Here is a 24,347-nt window from a genome sequence, read left to right as displayed (position 1 = left end):
CCGACGAATTTTCATCGACCGGCCCTGCCGCCATCACCATTCCAGACGACACAGCCGCCCGGCTGGAGGCGCTGCCGCCGCTGCGCGACGTCATCGCGGCCAACGGCCTGGATGCGCGCAAATCGCTGGGCCAGCATTTCCTGCTGGATCTGAACCTGACCCGGCGGATTGCCAGACTGGCCGAGGGCCGCGGCGGCCTGGCCGGCGGCACCGTGATCGAGGTGGGCCCCGGCCCCGGCGGGCTGACCCGCGGCCTGCTGGCCGGCCCCGCCGCCCGGGTGATCGCCATCGAACGTGATGCCCGCGCCGTCCAGGCCCTGCAGCCGCTGGTCGAGGCGTTTCCCGGCCGGTTCTCGATCATCGAGGCCGATGCGCTGACCATGGATCCGGGGGCGCTGCTGGATGCGGCGGGCGATCCCGGCCGTTGCTGGATCGCATCGAACCTGCCCTACAACATCTCCACCCAGTTGACCGTGCAATGGGCCGAGCGCCCGGAACGCATCGCCGGCATGGTGCTGATGTACCAGAAGGAAGTGGCCGACCGGCTGATCGCCGAGCCCGGCGGGCGCGACTATGGCCGGCTGTCGGTGCTGGCACAATGGCGGTTCCGCATCGCCAAAGGCTTCGACATCGGCCCGCGCGCCTTCACGCCACCGCCCAAGGTGACGTCGACGGTGCTGATCTATGAAACCCGGCCCGAGCCGCTGGCGCCCGCCGATCTGCACCTGCTGTCGGCGGTGACGGCAGCGGGCTTCGGCCAGCGTCGAAAGATGCTGCGCCAGAGCCTGAAAAGCCTGGGTGATGCCGAAGCGCTGCTGGCCGCCGCCGGTATCGAGCCCACGCGGCGCGCCGAAACGGTCTCGGTCGAGGGGTTCTGCGCACTTGCCCGGGCACTTGCGGCCCGCGACTGACGCCATCGCCATCCGGTCGCGGCCGACGGGCGCTTATGCCCGACGGCGCATCTTGAAAATGCGCGATCCCTCGCCGAAATTGGCGACGAGCCATGGCGGCCCATGCGTGGACGCGTGCCGTCGTCATGTCTCCGGGGTGCCATTCACGACACGGGAGACCGCATGACCTATCTTCTGCTCGCCGCCGGCCTGGGATTGTTGTTTCTGGGTGGCGAACTTCTGGTCCGCGGCGCGGTGGGCACCGCCACCCGGCTGGGGATTTCGCCGATGGTGATCGGCCTCACCCTGGTCGGTTTCGGCACCTCCACACCGGAACTGGTCGCAAGCCTTCAGGCGGCGCTGGGCGGGGCGCCAGGCATCGCCATCGGCAATATCGTCGGCAGCAATATCGCCAATATCCTGCTGATTCTTGGTGCTGCCGCGCTTATCCTGCCAATCGCGGTTGCCCCGCAGGCGTTCAAGCGCGACGGCACCATGCTGACGCTGGCCACACTCGCGCTGATCCTCGCCTGCCTGGGCGGCGAATTGGGGCGGACCGCCGGTGTGCTGTTCCTGGTCGGCCTGGTCGGCTATACGGTCTTCAGCTATATCTCCGACAAGCGGATGAACGATGCCACCGCCCGGATGCACGCCGCCGAGGCGAACTATGTGGCAGATCAGGAGCCGGTGAAAACCGCCAGTATCGGCCGCAGCCTGCTGATCACAGCCATCGGAATCGCCGGCGTGATGCTCGGGGCGAATTTCCTGATCTCAAGCGCGGTCGAGGTGGCGCGGACCTTCGGCCTGTCCGAAGCGGTGATCGGCCTCACCCTGGTTGCCGTCGGCACCTCGCTGCCGGAACTGGTCACCTCGGTGATGGCGGCGCTGCGCAAGCATGGCGATGTCGCCCTCGGCAATATCATCGGCAGCAATATCTTCAACGCACTCGGCATCGGCGGCGTCACGGCATTGGTCCAGCCGATCGCCATCCCGCCCGAGGTGCTGGCGCTCGACATCTGGGTGATGGCGGCGGCAACCGGGCTGCTGCTGGTCTTCGCCTGGACCGGCTGGCGGATCGGCAGGCGCGAGGCCGGTGTGTTCCTGGCTGCCTATGTGCTCTATTTCGTCGTGCAGTTGTCGCCGGCGGTACGCGGTGCGCTCGGGCTCGCCTGAGCCACTGCCCTGCCCGACACCGCACTGATGGCCTGCACCGGATATCCGATGCGGGCCATCAGTCGTTTGTGGTCAGACCGATCTGATTGACGGTCAACAGAGCGAAGCTCAGCGACCGGCATCCTCACGCATGCCATTCACGAAACCGCTCAAGCCGAGCTGGCGCTTGCGGCGCAGGCGCTCCGCGCGCAGGATCGCCTCCAGATTGGCCAGGCTGCGATCGACATCATCGTTCACCAGCACATAATCGTATTCGGCGTAGTGGCTCATTTCATCAGCCGCCTTGGCCATCCGCCTGGCCACCACCTCGGCGCTGTCCTGGGCACGGGTGGTCAGCCGGCGTTCCAGTTCCACGATCGACGGCGGCAGGATGAAGACCGTCACCAGATCGTCGCGCGCCCGATCTGCCAGCTGCTGAGTGCCCTGCCAGTCGATATCGAACAGGACGTCACGGCCGGATGCCAATGTCGCCTCCACCGCCGCGCGCGGGGTGCCATAGCTGTTCTCGAACACGGTCGCATGTTCCAGCAGGGCATCGTCACCGACCATCCGCTGGAACGCCGCCTTGTCGATGAAGTGATAATCCACCCCATCCACTTCACCCGGCCGCTTCGCGCGCGTGGTCACCGATACCGACAATGCAATATCGTCATCACTGGCCAGCAACCGCCGCGACAGGGTGGTCTTGCCGGCGCCCGATGGCGATGACAGCACCAGCATCAGGCCACGGCGCCGGTCATGGGGAAGGCGGCGGCTGGTGGTGGCGGCATCACTCATGCCCACACCTGGGCCGGTCCGGCAGTCTGCATCACGTGTCTCGCTTCCATCATTCCAAAAGATCCTTTTATATGAAGGATCTTACTCAACATTCTGGATCTGTTCGCGCAACTGGTCGATCCGGGTCTTCAGCGCCAGCCCGATGCGGGTCAGCGTGGTGTCCGAGGATTTCGAGCACAGCGTATTGGCCTCGCGGTTGAACTCCTGGGCCAGAAAATCGAGCTGACGGCCGACCGGTTCGTCGTCGGCACACAGCGCCCGTGCCTGGGCGACATGGGCATCCAGCCGGTCCAGTTCCTCGCGGATATCGGCCTTGGCGGCGAGCACGGCCGCTTCCTGGATGATCCTGTCTTCCGACAGGCCGGCGCGGTCGTGCAGCAGGCTGTGGATCAGATCGTCCAGCCGGTTGCGGATCACCTCGGGCTGGGCGGCGGCGGTCGCCCGGGCATCGGCGATCAGGCCGCCGATCGCATCGATATGCTCGTCGATCAGCCGGGCGAGGGCGGCACCTTCCTGGGCGCGCGCCGCGACCAGCCGGTCGAAGGCCACGATCAGGCTGTCGGTCATCGCGTGCTCGCGGGTGGCGCGGGCGGCTTCGCTTTCCTCGTGCTCCACGGCCTGGATCAAGCCGGGCACGCGCAGCAGACCATCGATCCGCGGCGCCTTGGCCTTGGGAAAACGCCGCTGCAGATCGGCGATCACCTCGCCCAGCCCGTCGGCCACATCCGGGTCCAGGCGCAGCCGGGTGCCGCGGGCATGGACCACCATCGCAAGCTGCACGCTGACATGGCCGCGCCGCAGCCGGTCCTGGGCCACCCGGCGGATCACCGGCTCGAACTGATCGAAGCCGGCGGCAAGGCGGATGCGGAGATCCAGCGAGCGGCCATTGACGCTCTTGACCTCCCAACTCCAGCGGTAGCGCGCATCGCCGGCGTCGGCGCGGGCAAATCCCGTCATGCTGGCGAGCGCCATGGCCAATCTCCTGAGGATGAGCGATGATCGGCGGACTATACGAACCCCGCAAGCCCCCGCCAAGCAGCGATTGCCACAGATGTCCGACGCGACCCGCCCGCCACGCGACCACCTGTCGCCCCGCCACATCGCCATCACCGGTGCTTCCAGCGGGCTCGGCGCCGCACTGGTCCGGGCCTATGCCGCGCCGGGCGTCAGGCTGGCGCTGCACGGACGCGACGCGGCCCGCCTGGACAGTGTGGCCGCCGCCGCCCGCGCCAGCGGTGCCACGGTCGACACGGCCCTGTTCGACGTGACCGATGCCGGGGCCATGGCAGACTGGCTCACCCGCGCCGACACGACCTTTCCCCTGGATCTGGTCATCGCCAATGCCGGCATATCGGGAAACGAGGCGGCATCGGGCGGCACCGTTTCGGCCGATGTCACGCGCGCGATCTTCGCGGTCAATGTCGACGGCGTGGTCAATACCGTGTTGCCGGCCGCCAATCTGATGCTGGGCCGGGGACGCGGGGCGATTGCGATCATCTCAAGCCTGGCCGGTTATCGCGGCCAGCCCGGTGCCCCCGCCTATGCCGCATCAAAGGCCGCCGTCAAGGCCTGGGGCGAAGGTCTGCGACCGCGCCTCGCCAAGGGCGGCCTGCATGTGTCCGTCGTCTGCCCGGGCTTCGTGCGGACACCGATGACCGGGCGCAACCGCTTTCCGATGCCGTACCTGATGGAGGCCGATCGCGCCGCCGCCATCATCCGCCGGGGACTCTGTCGCAATCGCGCCCGGATCGCCTTTCCCTGGCAACTGGCCGCGGTGGTCTGGCTGCTGGCAGCCCTGCCGGCATCCTGGGCGGATGCGCTTCTGCGCCGGATGCCGGGCAAATAGTCGCCAGGACCGCCATGTCCGTGGCTGGCCGGCCCGCCATCGCGAAACGCCCTGACGCCCTGACGCCCTGCGATATGCTCTTGCCAGACGCACCCCGATTGCGCAACCATGGCGCCACTGATGGTGTCCGCGATCGACCTGGTCGGTCGGGGATGAAAAGGGAATGCGGTGCGCGATCACGGCCGAAGCCGGCGATCGCAATTCCGCGGCTGCCCCCGCAACTGTAAGCAGCGAGTGCCCCATCCTGACTGCCACTGGTCCATCGAGGCCGGGAAGGCGATGGCGGTGCGATGACCTGCGAGCCAGGAGACCTGCCGTCATTCGCGGTCACGGGCGAGCACGTCGGGCGGGGTGTACCGATGGGTTTTTGCAAGCGGTGGCGGCGTCAGGGCCCCCGGACACCCGTCTTCCTTCAGGCACGGTTCCAACAGGCACAAAGCCGCATACCATGCTGGCCTCGTTCGCAGTGACCGGTCGACGTTGCTGAACGAGGTCTATCGGTGCCTGATACCACTGCCCACGTCCGCCGCCCGGACTCCGTCCGCCGCCAGCCAGCCAACCGCCATGTCACCACGGCCGCCATTCTGACAGCCGCGCTCGCCGCCGGCCTGTCGTCCCCCATTGCACAGGCTGCCTCCGATGACGAGGTCACACCGCTCGGCCCGATCTCGGTGTCGGCCGCGCGCACGCCCACGCCGCTGGCCGCGATCGGCAGTGCGGTGACGGTCATCACCGGCGAGCAGCTCGACGCGCTTCAGATCCGCCATGTCGACGACGCCCTGCGGCTGGTGCCCGGCGTCGCGGTCAGCCGCACCGGCTCGGTCGGTGGCCTGTCGCAGATCCGCATCCGTGGATCGGAAGGCAATCAGACCCTGGTGCGGATCGACGGCATTGAGGTATCGGACCCGTCGGCCGGCTCGGAATTCGATTTCGCCCATCTGCTGGCCTATGAGGTGGAGCGGATCGAGGTTCTGCGCGGCCCCCAGAGCGCGCTGTACGGATCGGACGCCATGGGCGGGGTGATCGACATCACGACGAAGCGCGGCGCCGGCCCGCTGTCGGGCAGTCTGCGGACCGAGGCCGGCGGCTTCGAGACCCGCGAGGCGGCTGGCAGCCTGTCCTATGGCGACGAGATCTTCGACGGCATGGTCTCGGTGCAGAGCTTCCGCACCGACGGCATCTCGGTCGCCGACGAGCGGGCGGGCAATCCTGAGACCGACGGCTATCGCAACCGATCGGCCTTCGCGAAATTCGGCTGGCGGCCGACCGAGGATCTGGAATTCGCCCTGGTTGGCAGAACCCTGCGCTATCATGCTGAAGGTGATGGCTATTCCACCCTGCCCGTCGACGGCGACGAAGAGACCCGCGGCACCCAGAGCTTCGCACGCGCCGAGGCCCGCTATGCCATGGCCGATGGCCGGTGGCGCCACAAGCTCGGCCTGGCCCACACCGAACACGACCGCGACTATCGCGCGAACGGCTCGGTGTCGAGCACCTATCTGGGGCGACGCCTGAAGACCGATTATCAGACCGATTACAGTTTCGACACCACCACCGGCCTGCCCGCCAGCCACGATATCAGTCTGGCGGCGGAGTATGAGCGCGAGACCGTGCGCACCCACAGCGACTGGTCGTCGGTCGATCGGGCCTTCGATGCCACTGGCTATGCCGCCGAATACCGGCTGGGCTTGTTCAACAGCCTGTTCCTGTCGGTGGCCGGCCGGGTGGATCAGAACGAGTTGTTCGATGATGCCGCCACCTACCGGCTGACCGCGGCCTGGGTGATCGACGGCACCGGCACGCGGCTGCGCACATCCTATGGCACCGGGGTGAAGAACCCGACCCTGTTTGAATTGTTCGGCTATTCGGCCAGCTATCGGGGAAATCCAGACCTGAAGCCCGAACGGGCGCGCGGCTGGGATGCGGGCGTCGAGCAATCCTTCCTTGGCGGTCGCATCACCGCCGATCTCGGCTATTTCAGCCAGGATATCGACCGATTGATTCAAGGGTCTGGCAACACGTCGCTCAATCTGGATGGCACGTCGAAGATCGACGGCGTCGAGGCATCGCTGACCCTGCGGCCGACCGGCTGGATGGATCTCCGCCTCACCTACACCTATACCGATGGCGAGGACGCCAAGGGCGAGGAACTCATCCGCCGGGCGCCGCATGTCGCCAGCGCCGATATCGCCACCCGCTTTCTGGACGACCGCGCCCGCGCCGGCGTGTCGGTGGTCTATAACGGCGAGCAGAAGGACTGGGCCTATGACGCCAATTATGCCCGCAGCGTCGTCACCTTGGGCGCATATACGCTGGTCGGCCTGACCGCGGCCTATGACCTCACCGACAGGGCCGAGATCTTCGGCCGGGTCGACAATCTGTTCGACGAGCAGTATCAGGAGGTTCTGGGCTATGGTTCACGCGGGCGGGCAGCCTATGCCGGCCTGCGGATGCGGTTCTGAGCCATGATCCGGCGCAGCCCTGTGGCCGTGGCGGCGATGATCCTTGCGGCAATGATCCCGGCTGCGGCACCTGTCGGGGCGGCACCGACCCGGATCGTTTCGATGAACCTGTGCGCGGATGAATTGCTGCTGCGGCTGGCGCCACCGGGGCGGCTGGTGTCGGTCACCTGGCTGGCGGCAGGGCCGGCGGCGATCGATGCCGGCGCCGCGGCGGGGCTGACGCTCAATCATGGGCGGGCCGAAGAGATTGCCCGGCTCCGACCCGATCTGGTGGTGGCCGGGCGCTATACCACCGCCACCACCACGGCCATGCTGCGCCGCGCCGGCATTCCGGTGCGGCTTCTGGACGAGGCAACCAGCCTCGATGGCATCCGCGATCAGGTGACCAGCCTCGCGGCCACGGTCGGCAATCCCGATGCCGGCGTGGCGATGCTGGCCCGGATGGACGCCATGCTGGCGGCGGCGCGGCCGGCACCCGATGATCAGGGCGGCATGCCGGGGGTGGTGGTACTGCGGCCCGGCGGCGGCGTTGCCGGCGCCGGCACGCTTCAGGACGAGATCCTTACGGCCGCCGGCCTGCGCAATCTGGCGCCGGATGCACCGGTGGATGGCGATGGCCGCATCGGCCTGGAACGGCTGCTGCGGCTGAAACCGGAGCTGCTGATTCTGGACAGCGATGGTGATGCGCCGCCGGCCCTGGCACGCGAGGTGCTGGACCATCCGGCTTTCCGCAGCCGTCAGGCCGGCATCACCATCGCCTCGCTGCCGGCAGCGCTGTGGGTCTGCCCCGGCCCCTGGGTCGCCGAGGCGGTGGCACGGCTGTCGGCCGCGCGCCGCACGGTGCTGACCCGGCGCGGTGCCGACCAATGATAATGAGGCCATACATCCACCTGGCCGCCGGCACGCGCCTCCTTGCAAGCGGGCTTGCCGCACTGACCGCCCTGCTGATGCTCGCTTCGATCGCGACCGGTCCCGACGGGCTGAATCTGTGGCAGGCCGTCGCCGATCTGTGGCATGGCCGCGAAACCCTCGATGCCCTGATCCTGGTGGAGTTGCGCCTGCCCCGGGCGATCCTGGCCGCCCTGCTGGGCGCGGGGCTCGCCATGGCCGGGGCCACCCTTCAGGGCCTGCTGCGCAACCCGCTGGCCGATCCGGGGGTGATCGGCGTCAGTGGTGCCGCCGGCTTCGGTGCGGTCTGTGTGTTCTATAGCGGGCTGGGGGCGCTCTGGGCGCTGGCTCTGCCGCTGGGCGGCATCACCGGCGCCCTGCTGGCGACGCTGGTTCTGGCACTGGTCGCCCGCCGGGGGGCGGGGACCACGGCGCTGATCCTGACCGGTGTCGCCATCGGCAGCTTTGCCGCCGCCTTGACCGCGCTGGCGCTCAACCTCGCCCCCTCGCCATATGCGGCGCTGGAAATCGTGTTCTGGTTGATGGGATCGCTGGCTGATCGCAGTATGAACCATGTCTGGCTGGCGGCACCGCCGATCCTGATCGGGCTGGCGATGCTGGTTCGCACAGGCCAGGCGCTTGAAGCCCTGACCCTGGGCGAAGACACCGCCCGCAGCCTGGGCTTCGACATCACCCGCACCCGGCTGGCGGCGATCATCGGCACCGCCCTGGCGGTGGGGCCGGGGGTCGCCGTCGCCGGTGCGGTCGGCTTCGTGGGGCTGATCGTGCCGCATCTGATGCGGCCACTGGTCAACCACCGGCCGGCCGCCCTGATCTGGGTCTCCGGCCCTGCCGGTGCCGCCTTCACGCTCGCGGCCGACATTCTGCTGCGCCTGCTGCCGACCCGGCCCGAGCTGAAACTGGGGGTGGTGATGGCGCTGATCGGCGCCCCCTTCCTCGCCTCCCTGATCCTGTCCGTTGCCCGAAAGGATCCCCGATGACCGCCACCGCCATGGCAGAGCGTCCGGTTCTGGAGGCCTTGAGCATCACCGTTATCGGGCCGGAGCGCCCCATCCTGGATGCGGTCAGCCTGCAATTCGCGCCCGGCCGGCTGGTCGGGCTGATCGGACCCAACGGCGCCGGCAAGACCACCCTGCTCCGCCTGCTGGCCGGGTTGTCCCGGCCCGATCGCGGTATGGTGCGTCTGGATGGCCGCCCGATCCACGACCTGCCCGCCATGCGGCGCGCGCGCAGCCTGTCCTATCTGGCGCAGGGTGGTCAGGCACATTGGCCGCTGGGCGCCGAAGCGGTCGTCGCTCTTGGACGTCTGCCCCATGGCGATGGCACGACGCCGGCCGACCGGGCGGCAGTCGCGCGCGCCATGGCCCTGACCGGCACCACCGGCTTCGCCGGCCGGCGTATCGACCGGCTGTCGGGTGGTGAAATCCTGCGTGTGCTGCTGGCGCGCGCGCTGGCGGTCGAGGCGCCGGTGCTGCTGGTCGACGAGCCGGTGGCGGCGCTGGACCCCGCTCACCAGCTCGACGTCATGGCGGTGCTGGCCGATCAGGCCCGCCGGGGTGCGGTGGTCGTCGCGGTGCTGCACGATCTGTCGCTGGCGGCGCGGTTCTGCGACCGGCTGGTGTTGCTGACGCAAGGCCGGGTGCTGGCCGATGGCGATGCCGCGCGGGTGCTGAGCGCCGGCCATCTGGCCACCGCCTATGGCATTCATGCCTGGCGTGGCGAGGCCGGTGGCCGGCCGCTGATCATTCCCTGGGCACGGATCGGCTGCGCCGAGGAGGCTGCATTCATCCCCCCATCACACCAACCCGATGATGACGAGGTGGCACCATGCCCGCGAGCGTCCGCGCCACAGACCGCCGCACGATACAAGACGACGACACCCGCCGGCTGATCGCCGACCTGATCGCCGATCCGGCCCAGGGCTGGAGCACCGGCAGTTTCGGGGCCATCGCCGAGTTCATCCGTGATGCCGACGAAGCAATCATGGGCACCGCAGACGTCCCCGCGCGGCTGGCCATGGCCACGGCGCGGGGCGCGCTGGCGGTGAACACTGCAACGGCGTGCCGGCCGCTCGCCTATCACACGCCATCCGCCGACGGCATCGGCTGGTCGTCGGCCATCGCCTTCTGCCAGCCGGCGACAGCCGCAATCTGCGCCGCGCACAGCGTGGTGACCGAGCTGGGGCCGGATGACCACGCGGTGCGCGATCAGGACCGGCCGGCGATCCTGTTCGATCTGGGCCTCGCCATCCCCCATGTCGATGCCTGTATCCGGCTGTCCGACCCGGCCGCGATCGCGGTTCTTCGTGGTCTGGCGGGCCGGCCGCTGCTGGGGTCCGATCCGGGACCGCGCCGCGCCGCCGCCGCCACCGGCGGCCATCGCGTCTTCATGACCAGGTTGTCGCGAATCGAGGTTTATCAGCCAGTTCCGACAGCCGGTGAAACCTCGCCCGAAGGCCCGCATACCCATCTTCTGCCCAAACTGCTGGCGACTGGGCTGGCGCATTCGGCGACCACCCCGATTGCCGAGGGCGAGGTTGCCGGACTGACGATGCACGCGGTCAACCCGCTGCGGGACATGACGGGCCGCCCGCGCCCCTTCGACCTTGCGGCACATCTGTCATTCGCAGCCCTGTTCGCCCGCCATGGCGACCCGCGGGCCGCCATGGTCATGCAGCGGGTGTTCGATGCGGTGGATAGCGGCCTGCCGCCACGCCACAGCGCAGCGCTGACCACCGGCTGTGAAGACCTTGATGGCCGATGGATCAGGGCGGCAATGAAGGTGGCCTTGCGGCAGGCCCGCCAGATGGGCATCGGCGACCCGGCACTGATCGCCGACTGGCAGCATGTCCATGATCCGGCCGGCGGCGATGCCGCGGATGGCCGCGCCACGGCCGGCAGCTGTGGCTGAGCGCGCAGCGGCGGCTGGTCAATCCTGTTGCGATCCGGCCGCTGCTGCCTTGGCGGCGGTACGGCGCTCGCGCTCGATCCGCCGCCATTTGGCGACATTGCGATTGTGCTCGGCCAGTGTGGTCGCGAACACATGCCCGCCAGTGCCGTCGGCCACGAAATACAGCGCATCGGTCTCGGCCGGCTGGGCCACGGCCATCAGGCTGGCGCGGCCTGGCAGCGCGATCGGCGTTGCCGGCAATCCGTCGATCTCATAAGTGTTCCAGTCATGGGCGGTGCCGAGATCGCTGCGGGTGATGCCGCGAGCGATCCGGCCGGTGCCGTCGCTCAGGCCATAGATCACGGTCGGGTCCGATTGCAGACGCATGCCGCGCTTCAACCGGTTGATGAACACCCCGGCGACCAGCGGCCGCTCGTCGGCGACCCCGGTCTCGCGCTCGACCACCGAGGCCAGGATCAGCATCTCCTCAGGCGATGACAACGGCAGATCCGGCCGGCGCGCGGCCCATGCCTCGTCGAGCGCCTGGTCCATCGCGGTCTTCATGCGCTCGATGACACCCGCGCGGCTGTCACCTCGGGTGAAGGTATAGGTCTCGGGCATCAGGCCGCCCTCGGCCAGAGTGTCCAGCGGCGGCATCTCGCCCGACAGCCGGTCATCCTCGTCAACCATCGTCCAGACGCTGCGCAGGGTCACCCCCTCGGCCACCGTCAGGCGATGCAGCACCACCCGGCCTTCGACCAGCATATCGATGATGTCGGACGGGCTCTGGCCGGGTTCGATACGGTACTCGCCCGCTTTCAGACGGGCCTGAACATCCATCAGCGTCACCGCCGCCCGGAATGCCAGCGGCTGGTCGATCACGCCGGCATCGGCCAGCCGCCGGGCGATGCCGATCACGCCGGTACCACGCGGCAGCATGACGGTGCGGGTCTCGGTCAATGCCGCGGGCGTCTCGAGCCAGACCGAGCCCCACCAGACCAAAGCCCCCGCCCCCGCGACGACCAGGGTCATCACGGAAACGAGGGCGATGGCAATATACTTCAGGATGCGCACGGCAGCCCCTGCGTCAGACGATCCGAAAGACGTCGGACCGACGGCCGGTCATTCCGGCCGCGCGAAGACGACCGAGGCATTGGTGCCGCCGAAGCCGAACGAGTTCGACAGGGCATAGCGCACCGGCCGCTCCTTCGCCTGATGCGGCACCAGATCGATATCGCAGCCGTCATCCGGGTCATCGAGGTTCAGCGTCGGCGGGACGACACTGTCGCGGATGGCGAGGATCGAGAAGATCGCCTCCACCGCGCCGGCCGCCCCCAGAAGATGGCCGATTGACGATTTGGTCGACGACATCGACAGCTTATAGGCGGCATCGCCGAACAACCGCTTCACCGCCGCCAGCTCGATCACGTCACCGCGCGGCGTGGAGGTGCCATGGGCGTTGATGTAGTCGACCTGATCCGGGGTGATACCGGCACGCTTCAGCGCCGCCTGCATGGCCCTGAAGCCGCCATTGCCGTCTTCCGACGGTGCGGTGATGTGATAGGCGTCGCCCGACATGCCATAGCCGATGACCTCGGCATAGATATGCGCGCCGCGGGCCTTGGCATGCTCAAGCTCTTCAAGCACGACCACGCCGGCACCCTCGCCCATGACAAAGCCGTCACGGCCCTTGTCCCAGGGGCGGGAACCACGCTCAGGCGTGTCATTATAGCCCGAGGACAGCGCCTTGGCGGCCGCGAAGCCGGCAATGCCCATCCGGCAGACCGCCGCTTCCGAGCCACCCGCGATCATCACGTCGGCATCGTCCCACATGATCAGCCGGGCCGCATCGCCAATGGCATGCGCGCCGGTCGAGCAGGCGGTGACGACCGCATGATTGGGGCCGCGGAAGCCGTATTTGATCGACACCTGGCCCGAGGCCAGATTGATCAGCGCCGAGGGAATGAAGAACGGCGAGACGCGGCGCGGACCGCGCTGCTCCATCGCGATCGCGCCCTCGGCGATCGTCGGCAGACCGCCGATGCCGGAACCGATCATCACCCCGGTCCGGTTAAGATCCTCTTCCGCCTCAGGCTTCCAGCCCGCGTCGCGGATCGCCTCGTCGGCGGCGCCCAGGGCGTAATGGATGAACTCGTCCATCTTCTTCACGTCCTTGACCGGAATATAGTCTTCCGGACGGAAGGCATCCTCGCCGGCGCCCTTGGGCACCATGGCGGCGATGCGGACGGTGAGGTCGGACACATCGAAGCTGTCGATGCTGCGGATTCCGGACTTGCTGGCGAGCAGACGCTCCCAGCTCGTCTTCACCCCGACCGCGAGCGGAGTGACAAGACCCAGCCCGGTGACGACGACACGTCTCATCTCGGTCAGCGCGTCCTTTCTGCCTGAATGGGCCGCGTGCCGGCGGCCCGGACGGGGCCGCCACAACGGCAGAAGCGGGCGTTGTCGCCCATCCGTCAGCGATCGGATCGGCGGACGACGCCCGTTTCGCGGCGGAACCCATGGCCGCACGACAGATGTCGGTGCGGCGACGGGCCCTTCGATCAGCTCACCCGCGCCGTAGCGGGTGCGGCCGCACCGGCGGCTGGCGCCGGCACGTCGCCCGGAGCGTCAGGGCTGAACAATCAGCCCTGCTGCTCCTGGATGAACGTGATGGCGTTCTGGACGGTCAGGATCTTCTCCGCGGCGTCATCCGGGATCTCGATCCCGAACTCTTCCTCGAAGGCCATCACGAGTTCGACGGTATCGAGGCTGTCGGCACCGAGGTCGTCGATGAAGCTGGCCGTCTCGGTGACCTTGTCTTCGTCGACACCGAGATGTTCGACCACGATCTTCTTCACGCGCTCAGCAATGTCGCTCATCAGTCGTCGTCCCTCAAGCTCACGGGCAAGTGGCGTTCGTTCGGGCGTTGCGCCGTACTGCCGATTGGTCGTGCAGGGCAGCCCCGTCGAAATCGAGAAGGGCTGTAGCACACTTTCCGGACCTTTGTCAGCAGCACTTCCGCATGCCACGGCAAAGATCGCGGGGCTCGTCCGGTTCGCGTCCCCGGCCCGGCGGTCAGATCATGACCATGCCGCCGTTGACGTGGAGCGTCTGACCGGTCACATAGGCCGCCTCGGTGCTCGCCAGATAGACGATGGCCGCGGCGACATCTTCCGGTGAGCCAAGACGGCCCACTGGTACCTTTTCGAGCAGACCGGTCTTCTGCTCGTCGGTGAGCACGTCGGTCATCGGCGTTGCGATGTATCCGGGTGCCACACAATTCGCTGTGATCCCGCGGGAGGAAACCTCCTGCGCGATCGCCTTGATCATGGCGGTGAGGCCACCCTTGGACGCGGCATAATTGGCCTGCCCGGGGTTGCCCATATGCCCGACCACCGAGGTGACGGCGATGATGCGGCCATAGCGACGCTTCATCATGCCCTTCATCACCGCCCGGGTCAGGCGGAAACCCGCCTTCAGATTGACGTCGATCACCTGATCGAAATCGGCGTCCTTCATCCGCATCAGCAGCGTGTCGCGGGTGAGGCCGGCATTGCTGACCAGAATGTCGAGCCCACCCATCGCGGCCTCGGCCTCTTTGACCAGGGTCTCGGCGGCGCCGTCGACGGCGAGATCGGCCGGCACCACATGAACCCGCTCCCCCAGCTCCGCCGCCAGTGCCTCCAGCGCATCCGCGCGCCGGCCGTGCAGTGCCACGGTGGCACCCTGGGCGTGGAGCGCGCGGGCGATGGCGGCACCGATACCGCCGGTGGCGCCGGTCACGAGCGCGGTACGCTGCGTCAGATCGAACATGGGATCGGTCAACCTCGGTATTCAGAGAGCCAGGGTCAATTCAGAGAGCCGGGATCGGGCCGTCAGCCGGTCGGCAACCCCAAAGCCCGAGCGGACAACCCGGACAGGTGGCACGGCTCAGAGTGATGTCAGGAACGCCTCGATCTCGGCGGGGGTTCCGACCGACCGGGCCGCGACCGCGCGGTCGATCCGCTTGGTCAGCCCCGACAGCACCTTGCCGGCGCCCAGCTCGACGGTTTCTTCCACACCGGCCGACTTCATGAACAGGACGCTTTCACGCCAGCGCACGACGCCGGTCACCTGATCGACCAGCAGACCACGGATCCGGTCGGGATCCGAGACCGGTTCGGCCAGAACATTGGCGATCAGTGGCAGGCGCGGTGCGTCGATCTCGACCTGCGCCAGCGCATCGGCCATGCGGTCGGCGGCCGGCTTCATCAACGGGCAATGGAACGGCGCGCTCACCTCCAGCGGAATGGTGCGCTTGCCGCGGGCCTTGCCGATCTCGACCGCACGGTCGATGGCCGATTTATGGCCCGACAGCACCACCTGCCCCGGCGCGTTGTCATTGGCGACCACGCAGACTTCGCCGGAGGCCGAGGCCTCATCGGCGATGGCGCGGGCCTCGTCCGGGTCGACGCCCATCAGCGCCAGCATGGCGCCCACGCCAACAGGTACCGCCAGCTGCATCGCCTGGCCGCGGATCTTCAGCAACCGGGCCGTGTCGCCGATATCGAGGGCACCGGCCGCGCACAGCGCCGAATACTCGCCCAGCGAATGACCGGCCACGAAGGCCGCCTGCGTGGCGATGTCCAGACCACCCTGCTGCTCCAGCACCCGGACCACCGCCATGGAACAGGCCATGATCGCCGGCTGGGCGTTTTCGGTCAGGACCAGCGTTTCCGCCGGTCCATCGAACATCAGGCGCGTCAGCGGCTGCTTCAGCGCCTCATCGACTTCTTCGAACACCTCTCGCGCAGCCGCGAAGGCCGCCGCAAGATCCTGTCCCATGCCCACCTTCTGCGAGCCCTGCCCTGGAAAGACGAACGCACGTGCCATGGAGCCTCGCTTCAGTCTTGGCTTGACGACCCGATCGCCGCGCCGCAGGTCTGCAATCCCGGGCCGGTCGTGGGCCAAGTCATGACCGCGACCGCGACCGATTGTCAAGAACCGCATCGCGTGACCATGCGGCCCGACGATCGATACAGACCGGCAAACCCGCCGTTTCCATGATTTTTTTCCAGGACACGGCATTGAGCCCGCGGCACAGTTTATCCGAACCTGGCTGCGTTTCCAGAGATTAATTCAACCCGAAGTATATGGCCTGGACGATCCTCCGTCGATCTTGTCGCGGCAGGCTGCGCCGCCGCCGGGCCGGCGCCGGCGCAGGTATCCTGCCATGTTCGGTTCCCCGGGCGCCGATTGGCCTTGCGCGCCCCCGGACTTGGCGTATAGTGCGCAACCTCCGCGCCGGGCCGTTTGAATGCCGGTGCGCGGAGGGTTTGTCATGTCCGGATGCCGGATGGCTGCGGATGCCCATGACGACCAGCTCCTTGCCGGCACCGGGTGGTGTCGGCTGAGCCCGTACCGCCCGAAGACACCCCCCGGCGCCCGGCCGCAAGCCGGCGAGCGGGATGCCAGGGCGGCGGGCAGGAAAAAGCCGTAAGGAGTCTTTAACAATGCCCTTCTACGAGACGACGATCATCGTCCGTCAGGACGCGTCGACCCAGCAGGTCGAAAAGCTGGGCGAGGATATCAAGAAGATCCTCGAAGAGAACGAAGGCCGCCTGACCAAGCAGGAGAACTGGGGCCTTCGCCAGCTCGCCTACCGGGTCAAGAAGTACCGCAAGGCGCATTACCTCTACCTGAACATGGAAGCATCGCCGACTGCGCTGACGCAGATCGAGTACATGCTCCGTTATCAGGAAGACGTGCTGCGTTATCTGACCGTCCGCGTCGACAGCCTCTCCGACGAGCCGTCGGCGATGATGCAGAGCCGCGGTCGTGGCGAACGTGGTGACCGCGGCGATCGTGGTGACCGCGGCGAGCGTCGCGGTGGCGACCGTTTCGGTGACCGCGGCGATCGCGGTGATCGTGGCGACCGCTTCGAGCGTCGCGAGCGCCCCGAGCGCGTCGAGCGCTGATCCCAAGGTCCAGTCTTGCGAGGATAGATCGTCATGGCTTCCAACAAGTCACAGAGCGCCGTCACGATTCCGGCGGCACAGGGCCAGCGTCGCCCCTTCTTCCGTCGGAAGAAGACCTGCCCGTTCTCCGGCGCCAACGCGCCGGTGATCGACTACAAGGACGTGAAGCTGCTCAGCCGCTACATCTCGGAGCGGGGCAAGATCGTGCCGAGCCGGATCACGGCCGTGTCCGCGAAGAAGCAGCGTGAGCTTGCCCGCGCCATCAAGCGCGCCCGCATTCTCGCCCTCCTGCCCTTCGTGTTGCAGTAACCCCGACGACGCCGTCCGTTAGGGGATGGCGATCGGTGGGATCAGCAGACCCGGGCCCCTGATCATCCAGGCCCGGACACAGAAACACGACCTTGTCACCGATGCCCGGCCAGTCGTCTGGCCCGCGGTGGCGGGAACGGAGCGCCCCCAGGCCCCATGCGTATCTCGCGCGACATCACCATCACCCTTGCAGCCGGCGCCCTCAGCGGCGTTGGCAGCCTGCTGGTCGTGACCGGTGCGCTCGGCGTGATCGCGGCATATCTGGCGCCGGCTCCGCTTTTCGCCGCGGCGTTCCGCTTCGGTCTCGCCAACGGCCTGCTGTCGGCGGTTGCCGGCACGATCGCCGGCGCATTGACCGCGGCGGCGCTCGCCGGACCCGAACAGGTGCTCTATGGCATCGGATATGCGGTGGCAACCGCGCTTCCCGTGCTGGTGATCGCCCGGTTCGCCCTGCTCTCGCGCCCCGATGGCGCGGGCGGCACGGAATGGTATCCGGGCGGGCGGCTGATGACGGTGGCGATCACGCTGGCGGCCATACTGGTGGCCGGCGGCTGGTTGTTCACCCTGGGCGCCGAAGGCGGCCTGCGCGGCGAAGTCGCGCGGACGCTGGAACCGCTGATCGCGCTGATGGCGGCGGATGCCGCAACAGCCGACGCGGCGGCACTGGCTGACGGGTTGGCGGGGCGTTTCGTCGCCTTCGCCGCGTGTTTCTGGGTGGTGCAGATGGTGTTGTCGGGACTGCTCGGCCGTTTTGCGGCCGAGCGGCTTCTGGGCGGCGCCATGCGGCCGCTTCCGTCGATCTCGACCTTCGATCCACCAGAGGTGGTTCGCTGGGTTTTGATGGCGGGACTTGCCCTCACCCTCGTCGTCGGTGGCGACGGCGATCTCGGCCTTCTGGCCGGGGTGGCCGCCGTCCTGGCGTCGATGCCGTATCTGGTTCTCGGTCTGGGCGTGGCGCACGGGCTTGCCCGGCGCACACGCGGCGGCGGGTTCATTCTCGCCGCGGTCTACATGCTGGCGCTGATGCTGCGCTGGCCGATCCTGCTGATCGTCATTCTCGGCTTCGTCGAACGTTGGGCCGGGCTGCGCCACCGCTCCGGCGCCGCCTGACACCGCCTTAGGAGTACATCCGATGGAAGTGATCCTGCTTGAGCGCATCCAGAACCTGGGCCAGATTGGCGACCGCGTTAAGGTCCGCCCCGGTTATGCGCGCAACTTCCTCCTGCCGCAGCGCAAGGCCTTGCGCGCGACCAAGGAGAATCTCGGCTATTTCGAGACCCAGCGTAAGGCGCTCGTCGCGCTGAACGACACCCGCCGGTCCGAAGCCGAAATCCTTGCCGAAAAGCTGGTCGGCCAGGTGCTGCCGGTCGTCCGCCAGGCGGCCGACAACGGTCAGCTCTATGGTTCGGTCACCGCCCGCGACGTGTCGCTGGCGGTCGAGAGCTTCGGCCTCGAGGTCAGCGGCCGTCAGGTCCAGCTGCGCGAGCCGATCAAGACGCTGGGCACCCAGACCGTCTCGATCTCGCTGCATCCCGACGTGGTCGTCGATGTCACCATCTGCGTCGTGCGCAGCATGGACGACTTCGCCAACCAGCAGCGCCGCGCGACTGAGACCGAAGACCAGCTCGACGCCGCCTACGAGGTGGCCGAGGGCTCGGCCTATGAAGACGACGACACCGCCTATGAAGGCGATGCCGGGGATCTGGCGGTGGAGGAAGAGGAGGTCTGAGGACCGCCCTTCCGTCATCGGACTGTCCATGACATGCGGCCGCGTTTCGGAGACATCCGGGACGCGGCCGTTGTCATTTTTGCACAACGCAACAAACCACGGCGTCGGCGGTTGTGCGGAAACATGCCCTATGCGGCCGGTCCCCGACCTGTTGCATGAAGTCAACACTGGACGACAGACGGTGGCCGGTGTTTGACGCGCCGCTTTCCACGGGCATAAGATTGCAACGTATCTAAACAACGCCGGCCCGGATCGGCGACGACGTCGGACCTCCTCCCCCCCCGCGTCGGCTGCATCATGCGGCGTGTTGGTGCCGCGTGACGCGACCTCGATGAAGGCCCGGATCATCGCTGTTGTCCGGTCGCGGCTCCTGCTGGAGGCGATTGACCGTGATTCCTGGTTTGTCCTTCCTCGGCGGATTGATCCGGTCGGGTACGCTGGTCGTCAACGACGACCAGGGCCGCAGCCACCGCTTCGGCGACGGCGCGGAACCGCGTGTCCGGCTCCAGATCCACGACGCGGCTTTCCTGCGCCGGCTTCCGGTCAATCCGTCGATGGCCCTGGGAGAGGGCTATATGAACGGACAGTTCGATATCATCGAAGGAGACGTCCGAGCGCTGCTCGATATCGGCGTGAAGAATTACGCCCGCAGTACCCAACACAGCCACAGTCGCCGATGGCCAGTCTGGGCTCTGAAGCTTCTGAACCTTTTCTATCAACACAACCCGCGTAACCGGGCGCGCCGAAACGTTGCCCACCACTATGACTTGTCCGATGAGCTCTATCGGCTGTTCCTGGACGCCGACCGCCAGTATTCCTGCGCCTATTTCCAGAACCCCAACGACGATATCGACACCGCCCAGTTGCAGAAGAAGCGTCATCTTGCCGCAAAGCTGCTGCTGGAACCGGGCCAACGGGTTCTCGACATCGGCTGCGGCTGGGGCGGACTAGGCCTGTATCTGTCGGGGCATGCCGATGTCGATGTGGTTGGCGTGACCCTGTCGGAAGAACAGCACAAGGTCGCAAGATCGCGCGCCGAACAGGCCGGCCTCGCGGCGAAAGCCGACTTCCGGCTGACTGACTATCGCGACCTCAACGACCGCTTCGATCGTATCGTCTCGGTCGGCATGTTCGAACATGTCGGATTGAAGCACTATGACGAATACTTCCGTAAGGTCTTCGACCTGCTGACCGATGACGGGGTGGCCGTCGTCCACACCATCGGACGCACCGATGGCCCCGGAACCACCAATGCCTGGATCCGGAAATACATCTTCCCTGGCGGCTATGTTCCGGCGCTGTCCGAAATGATGCCGGCGATCGAGCGTGCCGGGCTGGTCGTGACCGATGTCGAGATCCTGCGGCTGCACTATGCCGAGACCCTGCGCCACTGGTATCAGCGGTTCATTGTGGAACGCGACAAGGTCAAGGCCCTCTACGACGAGCGCTTCTGCCGGATGTGGGAGTTCTATCTGGCCGGCTCCGAGGCATCCTTCCGCCATTGGGGGCAGGCGGTGTTCCAGGTTCAACTGGCCCGACGGCAGGACGCCGTGCCGCTGACCCGCGATTACATCACCGATGTCGAACGGGAATGGGCCGCGCGCGAACGGCGACGGGAGATGCATGTGGCCTGACGGGGATGCGGCGGCGGCCCCGACCGTCGATGTCTTGCCCCTTTAATCCCTGCCACGGGCAGTGCATGATCGCCTCCGTCAGGCCGGCGCCGGGGCGCGCCGGCCTGACGGAGCCTTCCTCATCCTGCACGAATTCCCGAGGCCCATGACCGATACCGATCTCGACGCCGCCGGCCTGCCCGCCCCTGCCGGTTCTGACGATGGTCGCGGCCCGACCGCCGGCGGCATGCTGCCGGCTGCCGGCGCCGCGCTGCCGGCACGTCACCGCCCCAACAATGCCGAGGTCGAACAGGCGCTGCTGGGCGCGCTGCTGATCAACAATGAAGCCACCCACAGGGTCAGCAGCTTCCTCAGGCCGGAGCATTTCCACGAGCCGGTCCATCAGCGGATCTATGGCCAGATCCTGCGGTTCATGGAACGCGGCCAGATCGCCAACCCCGCCACCCTCAAGCCACTCTTCGACAGCGACCCGGCCCTGAACGCGGTCGGCGGTGCGTCTTATCTGGCCCGTCTGGTGGGTTCCGCGATCTCGATCATCAATGTCGAGGACTACGCCAAGATCATCCACGACTTCGCCCTGCGCCGGGCGTTGATCGACATCGGCGAGGATGTGGTCAACGAAGCCTATGACGGGCAGGCCGAACGCCGGGCGATCGAGCAGATCGAGCATGCCGAGCACCGCCTGTACACCCTGGCCGAACAGGGCGAGATCGAGGGCGGGTTCGTGTCGTTCGATCGCGCGCTGGGCGTGGCGCTCGACCAGATCGAAGCCGCCTACAAGCGCGACGGCAATCTGGTGGGTGTCGCCACCGATCTGATCGACCTCGACAACCTGATGGGCGGGTTGCAGCCATCGGATCTGCTGATCCTGGCGGGACGCCCATCGATGGGCAAGACCGCGCTTGCCACCACAATCGCCTTCAACGCCGCCCGCGCCTATCGCGCCGAACCCGACACCGCCGGGCGTGCCAAGGGCGTGGACGGCGCCGTGGTCGGATTCTTCTCGCTGGAAATGTCGTCGGAACAGCTGGCGGCCCGCCTGCTGGCCGGCGCCGCCGGCGTGCCGTCCGACCGGCTGCGCCGCGGCACCATGAGCGCCGAGGACTTCGAACGGGTGGTGATGGCGGCCCGCGATCTGTCGCGGATCCCGCTGTTCATCGACGACACCCCGGCAATCACCGTGCCCGCCATGCGGGCCCGCGCCCGGCGGCTGAAGCGCCAGCACGGCCTGTCGATGATCGTGGTCGATTATCTTCAGCTCATGCGGGCGGTGCGTGCCACCGACAATCGCGTGCAGGAGGTGTCCGAGATCACCCAGGGCCTGAAGGCGGTGGCCAAGGAACTGAACGTGCCGGTGATCGCGCTGTCGCAGTTGTCGCGCGCCGTGGAACAGCGCGAGGACAAGCGCCCCCAGCTATCGGATCTGCGTGAAAGCGGATCGATCGAGCAGGACGCCGACGTGGTGATGTTCGTATTCCGCGAAGAATACTATCTGGCCCGTGCCGAGCCCAAACAGCGCCCGGACGAGAAGCCCGACAAGTTCGCCGAGCGCTACAGCCACTGGCAGAGCCGGTTCGAGATATCGCGCAGTGTCGCCGAAGTGATCGTGGCCAAACAACGCCATGGACCGATCGGCACGGTGCGCCTGCATTTCGACCTCAATACCACCCGCTTCGGCAATCTGGATCGCGACCATGCGGCGCTGCTTGCCGCCAACGCCCCGGAGGAATAACCCGACGGTGCCCACCTCTCCTTCCAGTTCCGCGGATCCTTCCCGTTCCGCACCGCCAGCCATGCCGTCGGCGCCGCCCCCGGCCTGGATCGAGATCGATCTGGACGCGGTTGCCGCCAATCATGCGCTGCTGACCGGATTGATGCGGCAACACAATCCGGCAGCCGTCGTCGGCGGGGTGATCAAGGCCGATGGCTATGGGCTGGGCGCCGCCGGATTGGCGCCGGCGCTGGCGGCAGCCGGGGCGCCGGCACTGTTCGTGGCCCATCTGACCGAAGGGGCTGCGGTGCGCCATGCACTGACCGCGGCCGGCCATACCACGCCGGTTTATGTCCTGAACGGCATCACCGCCGGCGAGGTGGCCGATGCCCTGGCCTTCGATCTGCGGCCGGTGCTGAACAGCCCCGCCGACCTCGCCTGCTGGACCTGTCAGGGGGCGATGGCGGGACATCCGCTGCCAGCAGCGCTGCACATCGACACCGGCATGAACCGGCTGGGCTTCGACGAGCACGACCTGACCCGACTGATCGATGATCCGTCGGTGCTCGACGGTGTCGACATCCGGCTGACCATGAGCCACCTCGCCTGCGCCGATCAGCCGGATCACCCGCTGAACCGGGTGCAGCGCGACCGGTTCAGGGCGGCGGCGGCGATCGTCGGCCGGGGGCGGCTCAGCCTCGTCAATTCCAGCGGCCTGTTTCTGGGGCCGGGCTGGGGCTTCGATCTTGGCCGCCCCGGACTGGCGCTTTATGGCGCAAATCCCGTGCCGGGGCGGCCGAACCCGATGCGACCGGTGGTCACACTGAAGGCGCGGCTGTTGCAGGTGCGAACCGTCGACAGCTTCGAGAGTGTCGGCTATGGTGCGGCAGCCCGCGCGCGGCCAGGCATGCAGGTGGCGACACTCGCTGCCGGCTATGCGGATGGCTGGCCGTGGTCGACCGGCGGCCGTGGCCATGTGGTCATCGCCGGCCACGCGGCACCGATTGTCGGCCGGGTGTCGATGGACCTGTTGACTGTGGATGTGACCGCCCTGCCCGATACCCTTGCCCATGCCGGCGCGGTCGCCGAGCTGATCGGCGCCCATCGCGACATCGATCAACTGGCGGACGAGGCCGGTACGATCAGCTATGACGTGCTGACCCGCCTGGGCCGCCGCTATGCCCGGCGGCTGACCGGATCTGCTGCCGGCATGTCCGCCGATGCGGCCGCACCACTGACGGAGGTTGACCGCACCCCATGAACCCGCTCGCCGCCATCGGCCGGGCTCTGCTCGGCCTGTTCGAGACAGTGGGCCGCGTCGCGCTGTTCATCCTGACGGTGCTGCGCCATGTCGTGACGCCGCCCTTCCATCTGCGCGTCCTGGGGCGCCAGATGATGGAGATCGGCTATTACAGCCTGCCGGTGGTGGGCATGACCGCCCTGTTCAGCGGCATGGTGCTGGCGCTGCAATCCTATACCGGCTTCGCGCGGTTCTCGGCCGAAAGCGCGGTCGCCGGTGTTGTTGTACTGTCGATCACCCGGGAACTCGGGCCGGTGCTGGCCGGGCTGATGGTCGCCGGCCGGGTTGGTGCCGCCATCGCCGCCGAGATCGGCACCATGCGGGTGACCGAGCAGATCGACGCGTTGAGCACGCTGCGCACCAACCCGTACAAGTATCTGATCGCGCCCCGGGTTCTGGCCGCGACCCTGATGCTGCCGGTGCTGGTGCTGATCGCCGATATCATCGGCGTGATGGGCGGCTGGCTGGTCGGGGTCTACAAGCTGGGCTTCATCTCCACCACCTATCTGGTCACCACCTTCAATTTCGTCGAGCCGATGGATGTGATCTCGGGGCTGGTAAAGGCGGCGGTGTTCGGCTTTCTGATCGCGACCATGGGCTGCTATCACGGCTTCAACAGCCGCGGCGGCGCACAAGGGGTCGGCAGCGCCACCACCAATGCGGTGGTGTCGAGTTCGATCCTGCTGCTGATCTTCAATTACATCATCACCGAGCTGTTCTTTGCCCGCTGAGCCTGCCGCTTGGCCCACCACGGAGCT

General features: G+C 67.5%; 23 protein-coding genes and 1 riboswitch. Of the genes, 16 read left to right on the top strand and 7 right to left on the bottom strand.

Features of this window, described 5'->3' with window-relative positions:
* The first annotated feature begins 32 nt into the window (after positions 1-32).
* Both rsmA and IEW15_RS17190 read left to right on the top strand, forming a co-directional pair.
* Complete coding sequence (gene rsmA, locus IEW15_RS17195) at positions 33-911, top strand: 16S rRNA (adenine(1518)-N(6)/adenine(1519)-N(6))-dimethyltransferase RsmA (RefSeq protein ID WP_372402859.1); 879 nt, start codon at positions 33-35, stop codon at positions 909-911.
* 162 nt (positions 912-1,073) lie between these two features.
* Positions 1,074-2,063 carry a calcium/sodium antiporter gene (locus IEW15_RS17190; protein WP_188580133.1) on the top strand — a complete coding sequence of 330 codons (990 nt, stop codon included), beginning with the start codon at positions 1,074-1,076 and terminating at the stop codon, positions 2,061-2,063.
* 108 nt (positions 2,064-2,171) lie between these two features.
* Here the strand turns inward: IEW15_RS17190 and gmk are convergent, their stop codons facing one another.
* Both gmk and IEW15_RS17180 read right to left on the bottom strand, forming a co-directional pair.
* Positions 2,172-2,840 (bottom strand): guanylate kinase, encoded by a 669-nt coding sequence (gene gmk, locus IEW15_RS17185; protein ID WP_188580131.1) that lies wholly within the window; start codon positions 2,838-2,840, stop codon positions 2,172-2,174.
* Positions 2,841-2,921: 81 nt separating this feature from the next.
* Complete coding sequence (locus IEW15_RS17180) at positions 2,922-3,812, bottom strand: YicC/YloC family endoribonuclease (RefSeq protein WP_188580130.1); 891 nt, start codon at positions 3,810-3,812, stop codon at positions 2,922-2,924.
* A gap of 79 nt (positions 3,813-3,891) precedes the next feature.
* Here IEW15_RS17180 and IEW15_RS17175 point away from each other — a divergent pair, with 79 nt between their 5' ends.
* The 6 genes from IEW15_RS17175 to IEW15_RS17150 all read left to right on the top strand — a co-directional run bounded on the left by IEW15_RS17175 (position 3,892) and on the right by IEW15_RS17150 (position 10,967).
* The gene (locus IEW15_RS17175) at positions 3,892-4,686 is read left to right on the top strand and encodes an SDR family NAD(P)-dependent oxidoreductase (protein ID WP_188580128.1); all 795 of its coding nucleotides are present in this window, start codon (positions 3,892-3,894) and stop codon (positions 4,684-4,686) included.
* 104 nt (positions 4,687-4,790) lie between these two features.
* A riboswitch (cobalamin riboswitch) is annotated at positions 4,791-5,019 on the top strand.
* Positions 5,020-5,186: 167 nt separating this feature from the next.
* Positions 5,187-7,148 (top strand): TonB-dependent receptor plug domain-containing protein, encoded by a 1,962-nt coding sequence (locus tag IEW15_RS17170; protein WP_188580126.1) that lies wholly within the window; start codon positions 5,187-5,189, stop codon positions 7,146-7,148.
* A gap of 3 nt (positions 7,149-7,151) precedes the next feature.
* Positions 7,152-8,018, top strand: coding sequence for an ABC transporter substrate-binding protein (locus tag IEW15_RS17165; protein WP_229708206.1), 867 nt, complete (start codon positions 7,152-7,154; stop codon positions 8,016-8,018).
* A gap of 2 nt (positions 8,019-8,020) precedes the next feature.
* Entirely contained in the window at positions 8,021-9,037 is a 1,017-nt protein-coding gene (locus IEW15_RS17160; protein WP_188580124.1) for a FecCD family ABC transporter permease, read from the top strand.
* The gene (locus tag IEW15_RS17155) at positions 9,034-9,948 is read left to right on the top strand and encodes an ABC transporter ATP-binding protein (protein ID WP_188580122.1); all 915 of its coding nucleotides are present in this window, start codon (positions 9,034-9,036) and stop codon (positions 9,946-9,948) included. Before IEW15_RS17160 ends, IEW15_RS17155 begins: the two co-directional genes overlap by 4 nt.
* Positions 9,885-10,967: a DUF6925 family protein gene (locus IEW15_RS17150; protein WP_188580121.1), complete on the top strand. Its 1,083-nt coding sequence runs from the start codon at positions 9,885-9,887 to the stop codon at positions 10,965-10,967. Before IEW15_RS17155 ends, IEW15_RS17150 begins: the two co-directional genes overlap by 64 nt.
* Before the next feature lie 18 nt (positions 10,968-10,985).
* Here the strand turns inward: IEW15_RS17150 and mltG are convergent, their stop codons facing one another.
* The 5 genes from mltG to fabD form a co-directional block, all read right to left on the bottom strand.
* Positions 10,986-12,020, bottom strand: coding sequence for an endolytic transglycosylase MltG (mltG, locus tag IEW15_RS17145; protein WP_188580119.1), 1,035 nt, complete (start codon positions 12,018-12,020; stop codon positions 10,986-10,988).
* Between the two features lie 48 nt (positions 12,021-12,068).
* On the bottom strand, positions 12,069-13,328 hold the full coding sequence (fabF, locus tag IEW15_RS17140; RefSeq protein WP_188580117.1) for a beta-ketoacyl-ACP synthase II: 1,260 nt from the start codon (positions 13,326-13,328) through the stop codon (positions 12,069-12,071).
* A 263-nt stretch (positions 13,329-13,591) separates the two neighbouring features.
* Positions 13,592-13,828, bottom strand: coding sequence for an acyl carrier protein (locus tag IEW15_RS17135; protein ID WP_188580114.1), 237 nt, complete (start codon positions 13,826-13,828; stop codon positions 13,592-13,594).
* A gap of 196 nt (positions 13,829-14,024) precedes the next feature.
* A complete protein-coding gene (gene fabG / locus IEW15_RS17130) occupies positions 14,025-14,762 on the bottom strand; it encodes a 3-oxoacyl-[acyl-carrier-protein] reductase (RefSeq protein ID WP_188580112.1) in 738 nt (245 codons plus the stop codon).
* A 117-nt stretch (positions 14,763-14,879) separates the two neighbouring features.
* Positions 14,880-15,821, bottom strand: coding sequence for an ACP S-malonyltransferase (fabD, locus tag IEW15_RS17125; RefSeq protein WP_188580110.1), 942 nt, complete (start codon positions 15,819-15,821; stop codon positions 14,880-14,882).
* 620 nt (positions 15,822-16,441) lie between these two features.
* On the opposite strand from fabD, the gene rpsF reads away from it, so the two are divergent.
* From rpsF to IEW15_RS17085, 8 genes are all read left to right on the top strand, one after another.
* Positions 16,442-16,906: a 30S ribosomal protein S6 gene (gene rpsF / locus IEW15_RS17120; protein ID WP_188580108.1), complete on the top strand. Its 465-nt coding sequence runs from the start codon at positions 16,442-16,444 to the stop codon at positions 16,904-16,906.
* A gap of 33 nt (positions 16,907-16,939) precedes the next feature.
* Positions 16,940-17,215 (top strand): 30S ribosomal protein S18, encoded by a 276-nt coding sequence (gene rpsR / locus IEW15_RS17115; RefSeq protein WP_188580106.1) that lies wholly within the window; start codon positions 16,940-16,942, stop codon positions 17,213-17,215.
* 156 nt (positions 17,216-17,371) lie between these two features.
* Positions 17,372-18,325: a hypothetical protein gene (locus IEW15_RS17110; RefSeq protein ID WP_188580104.1), complete on the top strand. Its 954-nt coding sequence runs from the start codon at positions 17,372-17,374 to the stop codon at positions 18,323-18,325.
* Between the two features lie 22 nt (positions 18,326-18,347).
* Positions 18,348-18,944 (top strand): 50S ribosomal protein L9, encoded by a 597-nt coding sequence (rplI, locus tag IEW15_RS17105; protein WP_188580102.1) that lies wholly within the window; start codon positions 18,348-18,350, stop codon positions 18,942-18,944.
* Positions 18,945-19,333: 389 nt separating this feature from the next.
* On the top strand, positions 19,334-20,578 hold the full coding sequence (locus tag IEW15_RS17100) for an SAM-dependent methyltransferase (protein ID WP_188580100.1): 1,245 nt from the start codon (positions 19,334-19,336) through the stop codon (positions 20,576-20,578).
* 145 nt (positions 20,579-20,723) lie between these two features.
* Positions 20,724-22,310 carry a replicative DNA helicase gene (locus IEW15_RS17095; protein WP_188580098.1) on the top strand — a complete coding sequence of 529 codons (1,587 nt, stop codon included), beginning with the start codon at positions 20,724-20,726 and terminating at the stop codon, positions 22,308-22,310.
* A 61-nt stretch (positions 22,311-22,371) separates the two neighbouring features.
* Complete coding sequence (alr, locus tag IEW15_RS17090) at positions 22,372-23,550, top strand: alanine racemase (RefSeq protein ID WP_188580096.1); 1,179 nt, start codon at positions 22,372-22,374, stop codon at positions 23,548-23,550.
* Positions 23,547-24,320 carry an MlaE family ABC transporter permease gene (locus IEW15_RS17085; protein WP_188580093.1) on the top strand — a complete coding sequence of 258 codons (774 nt, stop codon included), beginning with the start codon at positions 23,547-23,549 and terminating at the stop codon, positions 24,318-24,320. The genes alr and IEW15_RS17085 overlap by 4 nt, the downstream gene beginning before the upstream one ends.
* Positions 24,321-24,347: the final 27 nt, after the last annotated feature.

The sequence above is a fragment of the Tistrella bauzanensis genome (assembly GCF_014636235.1).
Taxonomy (GTDB): domain Bacteria; phylum Pseudomonadota; class Alphaproteobacteria; order Tistrellales; family Tistrellaceae; genus Tistrella; species Tistrella bauzanensis.
The sequence above is the reverse complement of the archived record's forward strand: the minus strand, read 5'-3'. Positions and strand labels throughout refer to the sequence as shown.